Here is a 14230-nt window from a genome sequence, read left to right as displayed (position 1 = left end):
GGCCTTTCACCACCATGAGCGTTGTCACCAACACGACCACCATCGGCGCGATCGAGGCGCCGAGCCGCCGCAACACCGAGCTGGCGCTGCTCGCGTTCGCCGTCGTCATCCCGGTGTTCGCGTACCTCAACGTCGGCCTGGCCATCGACGGCAAGGTCCCGGCCGGAATGCTCGGGTACGGACTCGGCCTGACCCTCCTCGCGGGCGTCGCGCACCTGGTGGTGCGGAAGTGGGCCCCGTACGCGGACCCGCTGCTGCTGCCCCTGGCGACCCTGCTCAACGGCATGGGCCTGGTACTGATCTGGCGTCTGGACCAGTCACCGCGGCTGATCTCGCTGGCGAAGCGCACTTACGGCGCGTTCAGCCCGTCCGCGCCGAACCAGATGATGTACTCCGCGATCGGCATCGCCATGTTCGTGGGCGTGCTGCTGCTGCTCAAGGACCACCGCGTCCTCCAGCGCTACACGTACATCTCCATGGTGGTGGCGCTCGTCCTGCTGCTGCTCCCGCTCGTGCCGGGTCTCGGGGCGGACGTCTTCGGCGCCAAGATCTGGATCCGCGTCGGCGGCTTCTCCATCCAGCCCGGTGAGTTCGCCAAGCTGGTCCTGGCCGTGTTCTTCTCCGGCTACCTGATGGTGAAGCGAGACGCCCTGGCCCTGGCGAGCCGCCGGTTCATGGGGCTCTACCTGCCCCGCGGGCGTGACCTCGGCCCCATTCTGACGATCTGGGCGATCAGCCTCCTCATCCTGGTCTTCGAGAACGACCTCGGTACGTCGCTGCTGTTCTTCGGCCTGTTCGTGATCATGCTGTACGTCGCGACGGAGCGGACCAGCTGGGTCGTCATGGGTCTGCTGATGTCCTCCGCGGGTGCCGTGGTCGTGGGCTCGACGGCGAGCCACGTGCAGTCGCGCGTCCAGGCCTGGCTCGACCCGTTCGAGTGCCTCAAGACGGCGCCTGCCGGCAGCAACATGGCGTACGCCTGCGATCAGATGACGCAGGTGCTGATGTCCTTCGGTTCCGGCGGCATCCTCGGCACCGGTCTCGGTCAGGGCAACTCGGACCTCGTCCAGTTCGCCGCGAACTCCGACTTCATCTTCGCCACGGTCGGCGAGGAGCTCGGCCTGACCGGTGTGATGGTCTTCCTGCTCTTCTACGGCCTGATCATCGAGCGCGGCGTCCGTACCTCCCTCGCCGCCCGTGACCCCTTCGGCAAGCTGCTCGCGATGGGTCTGTCCGGCGCGTTCGCGCTGCAGGTCTTCGTCGTCGCCGGCGGTGTGATGGGCCTCATCCCGCTCACCGGTATGACGATGCCGTTCCTCGCGTACGGCGGTTCCTCCGTGATCGCCAACTGGGCCCTGATCGGCATCCTCATCCGGATCAGCGACACCGCGCGCCGTCCCGCGCCCGCGCCCGCCCCGTCCCCCGACGCCGAGATGACCCAGGTGGTCCGCCCGTGAACAAGCCGCTGCGGCGGGTCGCGATCTTCTGCGGCCTGCTGGTCCTCGCCCTGCTCCTGCGGGACAACTGGCTCCAGCTCGTCCGCGCCGACGAACTGAACGCGCACCCCAAGAACCGGCGCGTCCAGATCGAGCGGTACTCGAACGAGCGCGGCAACATCATCGTCGACGGCAAGCCCGTCACGGGCTCCGTCGACTCGGGCGACAAGTTCTACAAGTTCAAGCGCACCTACATCGACGGCCCCATGTGGGCCCCGGTCACCGGCTACGCCTCGCAGGCGTACGACGCCAACCAGATCGAGAAGATCGAGGACGGCATCCTCACCGGCAACGACGACCGGCTCTTCTTCGACCGCACCCTCGCCATGTTCACCGGGGAGAAGAAGAAGGGCGGCGACGTCGTCACCACCCTCAGCGGCGCCGCGCAGAAGGCCGCCTACGAGGGGCTGGGCGACAAGATCGGCGCCGTCGTCGCCATCGAGCCGAAGACCGGCAAGATCCTGGCGCTGGCGTCCACGCCCTCGTACGACCCGTCCTCCTTCGCCGGCTACTCCGGCAAGGACGAGAAGGCCTGGGTCGCGTTGGAGAAGGACAAGAACAAGCCGAAGCAGAACCGCGCGCTCCGCGAGATCTACCCGCCCGGCTCCGTCTTCAAGGTCGTCACCGCCGCCGCCGCCCTGGAGAACGGCAAGGTCACCGACATCAACGCGGCGACCCAGACGCCCGAGGGCTGGAAGATCCCGCTGTCCAACCGGGAGATGGTCAACCACGCCCACGGCTGTGCCAACGCCAGCCTGATCCATGCCCTCGAGATCTCCTGCAACTCGGTCTTCGCGAAGCTCGGCGACGACGTCGGCCGCGACAAGATGGTCGAGATGGCGGAGAAGTTCGGCTTCAACGCCGAGCAGTTCACCCCGGTGCGCTCCTCGGCCTCCGTGTTCGACAAGAACGCCGACCGCGGTGGCAACGCGCTCTCGTCGATCGGCCAGTTCAACACCGCGACCACCCCGCTGCAGATGGCGATGGTCACGGCGGCGATCGCCAATGACGGCAAGCTGATGAAGCCGTACATGATCGACCAGCTGCGGGCGCCGAACCTCGACATCATCAAGCAGAACGAGCCGGAGGAGATGAGCCGCCCGGTCTCGCCGGAGACCGCCCAGAAGCTCCAGCAGATGATGGAGAGCGTCGTCACGAAGGGCACCGGCGGCAACGCCGACCTGAACATGGACGGCGTGAAGGTCGGCGGCAAGACGGGTACGGCCCAGCACGGCGAGAAGAACGCCAAGCGTCCCTACGCCTGGTTCATCTCGTACGCGAAGACCTCCGAGGGCTCCCCGGTCGCGGTCGCCGTGGTCGTCGAGGACTCGGAGGGCACCGACCGTGAGGACATCACCGGTGGCGGTCTCGCCGCCCCGATCGCCAAGGCCGTGATGAAGGCGGTCATCAAGACCCGGGGCTGACCCCCAGGCCCCCGTACGAGCCAGGTACCGGTCAGGTATCAGCTACCGGCCCCGGGCGGAACGCCTTCCCGGGGCCGGTAGCGTATGCGCGAACAGCACACACCGCCGGACCACCCATGGGTGCGGTCGGGACAGACGGAGAGGGCTGGATTAGCTATGGAAGAGCCGCGTCGCCTCGGCGGCCGGTACGAGCTGGGCCCGGTGCTCGGCCGTGGTGGCATGGCCGAGGTGTACCTCGCCCAGGACACCCGGCTCGGCCGCACCGTCGCCGTGAAGACGCTGCGGGCCGACCTGGCCCGCGACCCGTCCTTCCAGGCCCGGTTCCGCCGTGAGGCACAGTCCGCCGCCTCGCTCAACCACCCGGCGATCGTCGCCGTCTACGACACCGGCGAGGACTACGTCGACCAGGTCTCCATCCCGTACATCGTGATGGAGTACGTCGACGGGTCGACGCTGCGTGAGCTGCTGCACTCCGGGCGCAAGCTGCTGCCCGAGCGCACCCTCGAGATGACGGTCGGCATCCTCCAGGCGCTGGAGTACTCGCACCGCGCCGGCATCGTGCACCGTGACATCAAGCCGGCGAACGTGATGCTGACGCGTACCGGCCAGGTCAAGGTCATGGACTTCGGCATCGCGCGCGCCATGGGCGACGCGGGCATGACCATGACGCAGACCGCCGCGGTGATCGGCACGGCCCAGTACCTCTCCCCGGAGCAGGCCAAGGGCGAGCAGGTCGACGCCCGCTCCGACCTGTACTCCACGGGCTGCCTGCTCTACGAGCTCCTCACCGTCCGTCCCCCGTTCATCGGCGACTCCCCGGTCGCGGTCGCGTACCAGCACGTCCGCGAGGAGCCGCAGCCGCCGAGCAACTTCGACCCCGAGATCACGCCCGAGATGGACGCCATCGTCCTGAAGGCGCTGGTCAAGGACCCCGACTACCGCTACCAGTCCGCCGACGAGATGCGTGCGGACATCGAGGCCTGCCTCGACGGTCAGCCGGTCGCGGCCGCCGCCGCGATGGGGATGGGCATGGGGGGCGCGCCCTCGTACGGCGGGGGCTACGGCTATCCGCCCGAGGACCAGCCGACCACGGCGCTGCGCCAGGCCGACCCGGCCGGGCAGACGTCGATGCTGCCGCCGGTCAACCCGGACGACGGCGGTTACGGCTATGGCGACCGTCCGGACCGCCGTCGCGGCGGTGGCCAGAAGAAGTCGAACACCTCGACGATCCTCCTGGTCCTGGCGGGCATCCTGGTGCTCGTCGGCGCGATCTTCATCGGTGTCTCGCTCTTCGACGACAAGGACGGCCCGCAGCAGGTGACGGTGCCGCAGCTGGTCGGCCAGACGATGCAGGGCGCGCAGGATCTCGCGAAGAACGCCCAGGTGAAGGTCCAGCAGGCCGGCACCGAGCGCTGCGACCAGCCGAAGGACGCCATCTGCCGCCAGGACCCGGCCGCGGACGCCACCGCGAAGATGGAGGTCGACGGCACGATCCAGGTGTACGTCTCCGAGGGTGCCCCGCTCATCGAGGTCCCGGACGTCGTCGAGCAGTCCCAGGAGCGGGCCGAGCAGAGCCTCAAGGACAAGGGCTTCAAGGTCAAGGTCGAGCAGGAGGAGTCCGAGGAGGACCCCGGCACGGTCCTGCGCCAGAACCCGGACGGCAACACCAAGGCCGAGCAGAACACCGAGGTCACGATCACCGTCGCGAAGAAGCAGCTGTCGGAGCTTCCCAAGGTGACGGGCCGTGACTACAACCAGGCCCTGCAGCAGCTGAACGCGATCGGCTTCACGAACGTGACCAAGGAGGAGGTGGACAACGACCAGCCCGCCGGCACGGTCGTCGACCAGACTCCGCAGGGTCCCTCGAACCAGCCGAAGGACGTCCAGATCACCCTGAAGGTCTCCAAGGGCCCGCAGCAGACCCAGGTGCAGATCCCCACGGGCCTGACCGGCAAGAAGTTCAAGGAGGTCCGTGACCTGCTCCAGGGCATGGGCCTGACGGTCACGCAGGCGGGCTCGGACAAGGAGGACGCCATGGTCCTCAACACGAACCCGCCCGAGGGCACGATGGTCGACAAGACCCAGCCGATCACCGTCTTCACGATGGGCGGAGGCGGCGGGGACAACAACAACGGCAATCCCGGCGGAGGCGGCGGCGGCTTCTTCGGCTGACGCCCTGCCCGCACCCGGCACGCCCGCCCGCACCCGGCACGCCCGATGGGAAAGCCCCGGCATCCAGAACGGATGCCGGGGCTTTCCCGTCCGGGGTGTCCCCCGGGTTCAGCGCAGTTCCGCCGGAGGGGTGCGGTCGCGGTCGACCTTCTCCGTGCGCTCCAGTTCACCCCAGACGATGTAGCGGTAGTCCGAGGTGTACATGGGGGTGCAGGTGGTCAGCGTGATGTAGCGGCCGGGCTTGGACCTGCCGGATTCCTTCGGGACGGGCTGGAGGACGTCCACGTTGTACTTCGTGGTCTCGGGCAGGGTCCGGTAGACCTTGTAGACGTACCAGGTGTCCTTGGTCTCGAAGACGATCGCGTCCCCGGTCTTCAACTTGTGGATGTTGTGGAATTTGGCGCCGTGCCCGTCCCGGTGGGCGGCGAGCGTGAAGTTGCCCCGCTCGTCCTGCGGCAGCCCGGACTTGACCGGTTCGGTGTAGTAGCCGGCGACGCCGTGGTTGAGGACGTCGGTGCCGGTGCCCCGCTTCACCAGGACCTCGCCGTTCCGCATGGCGGGGACGTGGAGGAAGCCGATGCCGTCCTTGGTGTCGAGCGCCCCGGGGCCCTGGTCGGCCCACTGGTCGCGGACCTGGGCGCCGTCCTTGTCGGCGGCGCGGTCGGCGAGGACGTTGGTCCACCACAGGGAGTAGACGACGAAGAGGCCGAGTACCAGGCCCGCCGTGATGAGGAGTTCGCCGAAAAGGCTGATGATCCCGGCGATCCGGTTGCGCGCGCGTGCCACTAGGTCGTCCCGTCGTCCCGTCCGGAGGTGTGGGCTCTCAGCCTACGAGCGCTTCCGGCTTTCCCTTGCTGCGCGGGCGTTCCTCGACCAGCTTGCCCCACACGATCATGCGGTACGTACTGGTGAACTCCGGCGTGCAGGTGGTCAGGGTGATGTACCGGCCGGGGCCCGTGAAGCCGGACTGCTTCGGTACGGGGTCGATCACCGAGACGTTGGACGGCGAGGTCTGCGGCAGGATGCTCGCCATCTCGTACGTGTAGTACGCGCTCCGGGTCTCGACGACGATCGGGTCGCCGGGCTTCAGCTGGTTGATGTACCGGAACGGCTCGCCGTGGGTGTTGCGGTGGCCCGCCACCGCGAAGTTGCCCTGCTTGTCGGCCGGCATGGCCGTCTTGAGCTTGCCCTCGCCGTAGTGGCCGACCATGCCCTTGTCGAGGACCTCGGTCTTGCTGATGCCCTCGGCGACGGGGACGACGACGTCCAGCTTGGGGATGTACATGATGGCGAAGCCCTTGCCGGGCTCGAAGGCCTCGGGTTTGGTGTCGTCGCCGCCGTGGGCCCAGGTGTCCTCGATCTGCTCCTTGGCCCGGTCGGTCTCCTGGCCGGCCCGGACGTTCGTCCACCACAGCTGGTAGGTGACGAAGAGGAGCATGACGAGGCCGAAGGTGATGAAGAGTTCCCCGACGACCCGGCTGGCGACGACGCCGACGCTGTCCTTGGCGGCGCGTGCGGCGCGCCGGGCCTCCACGCGGGAGAGGGGCCGCCCTTCGGCGGCGGACGGCGCGATGTTCGCGGGGGCGCCGCCCCGATTCCTCCCCCGGCCCCCCTTGGCCGCACGACGGCGCTCGGCCCGCCCCGGGCCCGGAGCGGGCTCGGAGACCTCTTCCAGGGCACGCAGGGGCATCGTCTCGCCCCGGGCGACCCTCGGGGACTCCTCAGCCTCGTAGGCCCCGTAGGAGGGCTCGTAGAGGCCCTGTGGGGGCACGGCACCGCGGGCCGGCGGATCCTCGTACGCGTACGGCTCGGCGGGTACGGAGGAGTCGGCGGGCGCGTACGGCTCCGAGGGCGGGTACGCGGCCGAGGACTGCGTGTACGGCTCGGCGCCCGGGTACGGCTCGGCGGGTACGTACGGCTCCACGGGTACGTACGGCTCACCGGTCCCATACGGTTCGCCAGGCGCGTACGTCTCGGCAGGCTCATACGGCTCGGCCGCCCCGTACGGGTGCTCGGAAGGCGCGTACGGCTCGGCCGCCCCCTGCGGCTCGCCGGGTATCGGCTCGGGCTCCGGGCCGTTCGTCGGCCGGAACCACGGCGAGCCCGTCGTCACGCGACGGCCTTGCCCACCACCGGAGCGAGCCCCGCCGACCGGCCCACCGCCCCCTTGTCGCCGCACTGCTCCAGCCAGTTGGCCAGCATCAGGTGCCCGTGCTCGGTGAGGACCGACTCGGGGTGGAACTGCACGCCCTCGACGGGCAGTTCACGGTGGCGCAGCCCCATGATGATGCCGTCCTCGGTCCGTGCCGTGACCTCGAGCTCGGCCGGCAGGGTGGCGGGCTCGGCGGCCAGCGAGTGGTAGCGGGTCGCGGTGAACGGCGAGGGCAGACCGGCGAAGACGCCCCGGCCCTCGTGCGTGACGAGCGAGGTCTTGCCGTGCAGCAGCTCGGGCGCGCGGTCGACGACGCCGCCGTACGCCACGGCCATCGACTGCATGCCGAGGCAGACGCCGAAGACGGGCACGCCGGTGTCGGCGCAGTGCCGGACCATGTCGACGCAGACCCCGGCCTGTTCGGGCGCGCCGGGCCCGGGGGACAGCAGGACGCCGTCGAAGCCGTCCTGGGCGTGGCTCAGCTCGACCTCGTCGTTGCGGAGGACTTCGCACTCGGCGCCGAGCTGGTAGAGGTACTGAACGAGGTTGAAGACGAAGCTGTCGTAGTTGTCGACGACGAGAATTCGCGCGCTCACTGGCCGTCCACCGTCACATCGTTGAACGGAAGCAGGGGCTCCGCCCAGGGGAACACGTACTGGAAGAGGACGTAGACGACCGCGAGGACCAGCACGATCGAGATCAGCGCCCGCACCCACGCGTTGCCCGGCAGATGCCGCCAGATCCAGCCGTACATGACGTCGACCGCCCCTTCCGTTCGTTACGGGGACCAGAGTACGGGGCGAGGGGGCCGCGGGGGGTCAGCTGTCCAAAGCCTGTGGACGGCCGTCGGTCACCGGTCGGGTGGCGTCGAGGTGCGCCCAGACGATCAGCCGGTGGCTGCTGCCCCACTCGGGGTCGCAGGTGGTGAGGGTGAGGTAGCGGCCGGGTCCGTCGAAGCCCGACTTCCCCGGGACGGGGTCGACGACGGCGGTGTCGCCGGGGACGGTCCGGTACGGGCCTCGGTCGATCCGGTACGTGAACCAGGTCGTGCCGTCGGTGAGGACGATCGCGTCGCCCGGGCGCAGGCGCGGGAAGTCCTTGAAGGGGTCGCCGTGGGTGCGGCGGTGGCCGGCGACGGCGAAGTTGCCGGTGCCGCCGAGCGCGGCGGTGCGGGGGTAGTGGCCGAGGCCCTGTTTCAGGACGTCGGGGGCGGTGCCCTGGAGGACGGGCCAGGTCCAGTCCCGGCCGAGCCGGGGGACGTACATGACGGCGATGCCCTTGCCGGTGACGTACGGCGGCGGTACGCGCGCGGGGGCGGGTGCGGGGGCGACGGGCGTGCGGGCCCACTCGCGCTGGAGGCTTTCGATGTGGGCGGCGCTCGCGCTGCCGGCCTGGACGCCGGTCCAGTACAGGACGTACGCGACGAAGAGGACGATGAGTGTGCCGGCGGTGAGGCACAGTTCGCTGAGGGTCCTCACGACGAGACGCAAGCCGCCCTCCCGCTGTCAGCTCACCGGCTTCGCGTGGTGGAGGTCCACTGTGCCCGAGTACCCCGGAAGAGTCACCGCCCTGTGCTCGTCGACTTTCCAGCCGAGCCCGTAGGCCTTGACGTACAGCTGGTAGTTCTGGAGGGCGGGGGAGGCGGCCAGGGCCCTTGTCAGCTTTCCCTGGTCACCGACGGCGGTGATCTTGTAGGGCGGCGAGTAGACGCGGCCCTGGAGGATCAGGGTGTTGCCGACGCAGCGCACGGCGCTGGTGGAGATGAGCCGCTGGTCCATGACGCGGATGCCTTCGGCGCCGCCCTGCCACAGGGCGTTGACGACGGCCTGGAGGTCCTGCTGGTGGATGACCAGGTCGTTGGCCTGCGGTTCGGGGTAGCCGGGGGCGGCCTGGGCGTTCGGCGGGGCGTCGTCGAGGGTGACGGTGAGGCCGGAGCCGGAGACCTCGGTGGTCCCCGCCTTCGCCTCGAGGGCGGCGAGTTTCTCGTCCTCCGCGCGCGTGGAGCCGTCGTCGCGGGCGGCGAGGGAGTCGACCTGGGTGCGGAGCGCGGCGGTGGACTCGTCGAGGCCGGCGTTCTTGTGGCTGCGTTCCTCGATCAGGTCGGACAGCCTGAGGAGGGAGGCGTCCGTGCGCAGGTTGGTGCCCTTGGCGGTGTTGAAGCTCGTGACGAAGATCAGTCCGGCGAGGGCGAAGACGGCAAGGGTGAGCACCCGGACGGGGCGCCACCTCGTGGTGCGGCCCGGCCCTTCGGGAGTGTCGGCGGAATTGCTCAACGTACCCTGATCCCCTTCGGTGCCGCGGAACCACTACGCTAACGGACGCCTGGGGGACGCAGTCGTCCTCCTTCGTCACATCCCGGCGCCAGCCACAGTTCCCTGCGCGGTCACGCAGCGCATCGACAGGAGAGTCCCTCGTGCCGAAGTCACGGATCCGCAAGAAGGCCGACTTCACGCCTCCGCCCGCCAAGCAGGCCACCAATATCAAGCTGACCAACCGCAGCTGGGTGGCGCCGGTGATGCTGGCGCTGTTCGCCATCGGTCTGGTGTGGATCGTGGTCTTCTACGTCACCGACGGCTCCATGCCGGTCGAGTCGATCCGGAACTGGAACATCGTGGTGGGCTTCGGCTTCATCGCGGCCGGCTTCGGCGTCTCCACGCAGTGGAAGTAGCCGGGGGAGCCGCGTCCGGGGTGCGTTAGCGCTCGCACCGGTCGCTCGTCAAGCTTTCCCCCGAGCTTATCCACAGCGTTGTGCACAGCACTGGATAACTTACGAAGATCTGTGGATAACTCGCCCCGAGGTTGACGCCGGTATGACCGGAATCACCCTTGGTGGATCACCCCGACACCCCTCGCCTCCCTGGAGAAGCGCCAGGTCAGAGGCGGGGGGTGCGGTGTTTCCCCATGCCGGGGGAGAGACCGGCCACGCACTGTGGATAACTCTGGGGAAAGCTCACAGAAGAGCTCTTCCACAGCGCTATGTGCTCAGTTGAGCGCGGTTGAACGGGCGATCACGATGCCCACGTCGACCAGGAGCACCAGCGCACAGGCCCCGTACTGCACGAGGTCCCGCCGGGCCCGGGGCGCGTGCAGCATCGCGTACGTCACGAGGGCGCCGGCCACCAGACCGCCGATGTGCGCCTGCCAGGAGATCCCCGGACGAGTGAACGTGATGAGCAGGTTCAGCGCCACGAACAGGAGCGCCGGCCGCATGTCCTGCCGCCGGCGGCGGGCCAGCACGATCCACGCGCCGATCAGACCGTAGACGACGCCGGAGGCGCCGAGCGAGAACTGGTTCTGCGGGGAGAGCAGATAGGCGAGGGCGGAGCCCGAGAGCCCGGAGAGCAGACAGAGGGCCGTGTACCGGGCCCTCCCCAGCTCGGGTTCGACGATCCCGCCGATCATCCACAGGCCCAGCATGTTGAAGAGGAAGTGCGGGATCTCCTGGTGGAGGAAGGCGGAGGTCAGCAGGCGGTACCACTCGCCTTCCGCGACCCCGACCAGCTCCCCGCTCGGCAGGTAGGCGCCGCCGATGAGCGCGAGGTCGTCGAGGAGCCGGTCCCCCACCACCTGGACGGCGATGAACAGCGCCAGGTTGATCGCGACGAGGACCTTGGTGACGAGGCGCGGGTCCGCGGCCACCCGGCCGCCGGCCAGCGTCCGGGGCCGGTTGGCGTCGGGGGCGTGGCCGGTCCCGGAGCCGCGCCGTACGCACTCGGGGCACTGGAAGCCGACGGACGCGGAGATCATGCACTCCGTGCAGATGGGCCGCTCGCAGCGGGCGCAGCGGATGCCGGTCTCGGCCTCCGGGTGGCGGTAGCAGCGCAGCAGACCGGGCTGCGTGTCCATGGGAGTCCCGTCCCTTCCGCCTCAGCGCTTCTCGATCACCACGGACTCGAGGACCACGTCCTGGAGCGGACGCTCGGTGTGGGGGTCGGTCGGGGTGGCCGCGATCGCGTCCACGACCTTCCGGCTCTCCTTGTCCACGACCTCGCCGAAGATGGTGTGCTTGCGGTTCAGCCAGGTCGCGGGGCCGACGGTGACGAAGAACTGCGAGCCGTTGGTGCCCGGGCCGGCGTTGGCCATCGCCAGCAGGTAGGGGCGGTCGAAGAAGAGCTCCGGGTGGAACTCGTCGGCGAACTCGTAGCCGGGTCCGCCCGTGCCGTTCCCCAGCGGGTCCCCGCCCTGGATCATGAAGCCCTTGATGACCCGGTGGAAAACCGTTCCGTCGTAGAGCGGGTCCGAGGAGACCGTGCCGGTGGCGGGGTGCGTCCACTCACGCTCGCCGGAGGCGAGTTCGACGAAGTTCCGGACCGTCTTCGGGGCGTGGAACGGCATCAGCCGCACCTCGATGTCGCCCAGGCTCGTCCTGAGGGTCGCGTACAGCTGCTCGGCCACGGTCGCCTTCCGTCCCACGTCGTGTCGCGTCATGTCACGTCTGTCTCTGACGTGTCCGATCCTCGCATGCCCCGGATGCCAGCCCCACATGACGGACCTTGCTCCGGCGGGCATGATTCCCAAGAGGATGGAAAGGTGAAAACCCGACATCGCCACCGAGGAGGAGGAATCCCGTGACCCGCATGGACAGCGTGCGCGCCGCGACAGGTTCGGCGAAGGAGAGCGTGCTGCACGCCGCGGAAGTGGTGGCGCCGTACGCCGACTCGGCCAAGGACCAGGCAACGCACTACGCGAACGAGGCGCGGGTGCTGCTCGCGCCGAAGCTTTCGAAGGCCGCTGAGCAGGCCCGGGCGCAGGCACGTGCGCAGTACGACTCGTATGTCGCACCGCGTGTACCGCCGCGGGTCGACGCGGCCGCACAACGTGCGGCGGTCAAGACCCGCCGGGCCGCCCGTCAGGCGGCCGACTACACCGTGCCGCGCGTCGAGAGCGCGGTCGCCGCGACCGGTCCCGTCCTCGAGGAGGCCGGGTCGCGTTCCACCGCCGCCTGGGCCGCGCTGCGCGGTCAGGTGACGCCGAAGGAAATCCAGAAGATCGTGAGGAAGCACGAGCGTCGGGCCAGGGCCGGACGCCTCGCCAAGGGACTCGCCGTCCTCGGCGTACTGGCCGGCGGCGCGTTCGCCGCCTGGAAGTGGTGGGACAAGCAGGCCAATCCCGACTGGCTGGTCGAGCCTCCCGCTCCCACCGAGATGGACGAGGGATCCTCGCTGTCGCCCGTCGACGGCACGGAGACTCCCCTCGACGCGGATCTGGAGACCGAGGCCGATGCCGCGGCCGCCGCGGAAGCCGCCGAACGCGACGAGCGCCGCTGACCGACCGCCACTCCTGCCGGGGTCCTGCCGGGGGTGGTTGCTGGGTGGTACTGGGTCCTGCTGGGTCCTGCTGAGGTCCTGCCGGGTCCTACCAAGGTCCTGCTGGGTCTGCTGGGATCGCTGGAGTTCTGCTGGGTCCTGCTTGGATTGCCGGATTCTGCGGGGCGTGGCCGGGTCCACCGGTCCTGCCCGGTCGTGCTGGTTTCTGCCAAGTCATGCGAACGGGAGTGCGGGGAGTACGCGTCGTGGTCTCCCCGCGCCCTACGCCCCGGCGGCGAGCGCCGACTCGGTCAGCGCGACCGGGTCGCTCTCGACCGCGGCCGTCGACGACGAGCGCTGCCGCGCGGAGGGGGAGGAACCGTGGGCCTCGGCCGCGATGCGCTGCTTGATGGTGGGCGGCAGGGAGCGGTCACCGGCGAGCGGCCACCGATGCGTCCGCTGTGACGGTACGGACGCGAGCACGCGCTCCCCGGTGGCGGCGGCGCGGGCGGCGGCCGGAGCGGCCGGCTCCTCGGGCTGCTGGACGGCGGGCTGTGCGGCCGCGGCGGCGGTGTTCGCCAGGCCGGCGGAGGCGAGCAGGGCGAAGAGGACGGAGATGAAGGCGGTCCAGAACTGCTTGACCTTGGCGGTGGCCATGACCCCTCACTTTCGTGACGTTCTCGGATGGTTCATTTCGGGTTGCGCGCTTTACATACCTTTCTCATGATGTGGATGCGCCCCCGATTTCCGCGGACCGACGCCGCCGCCGCGCAGTTCTTCCGATGAACACCACCCGGACGGCCCAGCGCGGCCCCCCGTCACCCAGCGCCACAGCCCCCGAACCGGGCCCCGCACCCCCACCTCCCGTACCCCCACGGAACGCGAAAGACCCCCCTGACCTGCGCTGTCGCGGGTCAGGGGGGTCTGTCCGAGTGGAGCCTAGGGGAGTCGAACCCCTGACATCTGCCATGCAAAGACAGCGCTCTACCAACTGAGCTAAGGCCCCGGAACGAGGACAGCGTACCGGGTCACCCCCCATCTCCGGCAAAAGGATTGGGTCTCCCGGTCGGCGACCACGCTCCGTAAGATGCTGACCGAGGTTCGCAGTGGCGAACCTAAGGGATGGGGAGAAGTAATGGACGCAGCGCAGCAGGAAGCCACGGCAAGAGCCAGAGAGCTTCAGCGCAGTTGGTACGGGGAGCCGCTGGGGGCGCTCTTCCGTAGGCTGATCGACGATCTCGGGCTCAACCAGGCCAGGCTCGCGGCCGTCCTCGGGCTCTCCGCGCCCATGCTGTCCCAGCTGATGAGCGGCCAGCGGGCCAAGATCGGCAACCCGGCCGTCGTCCAGCGCGTCCAGGCACTCCAGGAGCTCGCCGTCCAGGTCGCCGACGGCAGCGTCAGCGCCGCCGAGGCCGCCGACCGGATGGACGAGGTGAAGAAGTCCCAGGGCGGCTCCGTCCTCACCGGCACGACCCCGACCACGACCGGCTCCGGCGCGCCGACCGTGCGCCGGGTGGTCCGCGAGATCCAGTCGCTGCTGCGCTCCGTGGCGGCCGCCGGAGACATCATCGACGCCGCCGACTCGCTCGCCCCGGCCCACCCGGAACTGGCAGAGTTCCTCCGGGTGTACGGCGCCGGGCGCACCGCCGACGCGGTCGCCCACTACGAGTCGCACCAGAACTGACGCGGGGCCGGCACCGGTCGGCGCCGCGGTGAGACGACGCAGACGGGGAGCGGGCG

Annotated in this window: 15 protein-coding genes and 1 tRNA gene; 6 read left to right on the top strand and 10 right to left on the bottom strand. The window is 69.6% G+C overall.

Translation table 11 applies throughout. The features are described 5' to 3' along the window. The first annotated feature begins 14 nt into the window (after positions 1-14). From ACZ51I_RS19820 to pknB, 3 genes are all read left to right on the top strand, one after another. Positions 15-1457, top strand: a complete 1443-nt coding sequence (locus tag ACZ51I_RS19820; RefSeq protein ID WP_468877374.1) for an FtsW/RodA/SpoVE family cell cycle protein — start codon at positions 15-17, stop codon at positions 1455-1457. Beyond that, entirely contained in the window at positions 1454-2920 is a 1467-nt protein-coding gene (locus tag ACZ51I_RS19815; RefSeq protein ID WP_468877372.1) for a peptidoglycan D,D-transpeptidase FtsI family protein, read from the top strand. Before ACZ51I_RS19820 ends, ACZ51I_RS19815 begins: the two co-directional genes overlap by 4 nt. 156 nt (positions 2921-3076) lie before the next feature. Further along, positions 3077-5092, top strand: a complete 2016-nt coding sequence (gene pknB, locus ACZ51I_RS19810; RefSeq protein ID WP_468877370.1) for a Stk1 family PASTA domain-containing Ser/Thr kinase — start codon at positions 3077-3079, stop codon at positions 5090-5092. A gap of 108 nt (positions 5093-5200) precedes the next feature. Here pknB and ACZ51I_RS19805 read toward each other — a convergent pair whose 3' ends face one another. From ACZ51I_RS19805 to ACZ51I_RS19780, 6 genes are all read right to left on the bottom strand, one after another. Further along, positions 5201-5878 carry a class E sortase gene (locus tag ACZ51I_RS19805; RefSeq protein ID WP_468877368.1) on the bottom strand — a complete coding sequence of 226 codons (678 nt, stop codon included), beginning with the start codon at positions 5876-5878 and terminating at the stop codon, positions 5201-5203. Positions 5879-5915: 37 nt separating this feature from the next. Further along, entirely contained in the window at positions 5916-7205 is a 1290-nt protein-coding gene (locus tag ACZ51I_RS19800; RefSeq protein ID WP_468877367.1) for a class E sortase, read from the bottom strand. After that, positions 7202-7840, bottom strand: coding sequence for an aminodeoxychorismate/anthranilate synthase component II (locus ACZ51I_RS19795; RefSeq protein ID WP_468877365.1), 639 nt, complete (start codon positions 7838-7840; stop codon positions 7202-7204). The genes ACZ51I_RS19800 and ACZ51I_RS19795 overlap by 4 nt, the downstream gene beginning before the upstream one ends. Continuing rightward, positions 7837-7998: a hypothetical protein gene (locus tag ACZ51I_RS19790; RefSeq protein WP_015034837.1), complete on the bottom strand. Its 162-nt coding sequence runs from the start codon at positions 7996-7998 to the stop codon at positions 7837-7839. The genes ACZ51I_RS19795 and ACZ51I_RS19790 overlap by 4 nt, the downstream gene beginning before the upstream one ends. A gap of 64 nt (positions 7999-8062) precedes the next feature. Beyond that, positions 8063-8734, bottom strand: coding sequence for a class E sortase (locus ACZ51I_RS19785; RefSeq protein WP_468877362.1), 672 nt, complete (start codon positions 8732-8734; stop codon positions 8063-8065). A 15-nt stretch (positions 8735-8749) separates the two neighbouring features. Further along, positions 8750-9517, bottom strand: a complete 768-nt coding sequence (locus tag ACZ51I_RS19780) for a DUF881 domain-containing protein (RefSeq protein ID WP_468877360.1) — start codon at positions 9515-9517, stop codon at positions 8750-8752. A gap of 140 nt (positions 9518-9657) precedes the next feature. On the opposite strand from ACZ51I_RS19780, the gene crgA reads away from it, so the two are divergent. Then, positions 9658-9912, top strand: coding sequence for a cell division protein CrgA (crgA, locus tag ACZ51I_RS19775; protein ID WP_056565215.1), 255 nt, complete (start codon positions 9658-9660; stop codon positions 9910-9912). Between the two features lie 314 nt (positions 9913-10226). Here the strand turns inward: crgA and ACZ51I_RS19770 are convergent, their stop codons facing one another. Both ACZ51I_RS19770 and ACZ51I_RS19765 read right to left on the bottom strand, forming a co-directional pair. Then, complete coding sequence (locus ACZ51I_RS19770) at positions 10227-11090, bottom strand: rhomboid family intramembrane serine protease (RefSeq protein ID WP_468877356.1); 864 nt, start codon at positions 11088-11090, stop codon at positions 10227-10229. Positions 11091-11111: 21 nt separating this feature from the next. Next, positions 11112-11639: a peptidylprolyl isomerase gene (locus ACZ51I_RS19765; RefSeq protein WP_468878196.1), complete on the bottom strand. Its 528-nt coding sequence runs from the start codon at positions 11637-11639 to the stop codon at positions 11112-11114. A 173-nt stretch (positions 11640-11812) separates the two neighbouring features. On the opposite strand from ACZ51I_RS19765, the gene ACZ51I_RS19760 reads away from it, so the two are divergent. Next, entirely contained in the window at positions 11813-12511 is a 699-nt protein-coding gene (locus ACZ51I_RS19760) for a DUF5324 family protein (protein WP_468877354.1), read from the top strand. Positions 12512-12772: 261 nt separating this feature from the next. On the opposite strand, the gene ACZ51I_RS19755 is transcribed toward ACZ51I_RS19760, so the two are convergent. Beyond that, positions 12773-13147 carry a DUF6344 domain-containing protein gene (locus tag ACZ51I_RS19755; protein ID WP_468877353.1) on the bottom strand — a complete coding sequence of 125 codons (375 nt, stop codon included), beginning with the start codon at positions 13145-13147 and terminating at the stop codon, positions 12773-12775. Positions 13148-13423: 276 nt separating this feature from the next. After that, positions 13424-13496 (bottom strand) — tRNA-Ala (locus tag ACZ51I_RS19750). A gap of 129 nt (positions 13497-13625) precedes the next feature. Between ACZ51I_RS19750 and ACZ51I_RS19745 the strand changes: the two genes are divergently transcribed. Next, on the top strand, positions 13626-14174 hold the full coding sequence (locus ACZ51I_RS19745) for a helix-turn-helix domain-containing protein (protein ID WP_468877350.1): 549 nt from the start codon (positions 13626-13628) through the stop codon (positions 14172-14174). The last annotated feature ends 56 nt before the right edge of the window (positions 14175-14230 follow it).

The organism is Streptomyces sp. NPDC034084, from assembly GCF_055575535.1.
This window is presented reverse-complemented; position numbering and strand designations above follow the sequence as displayed.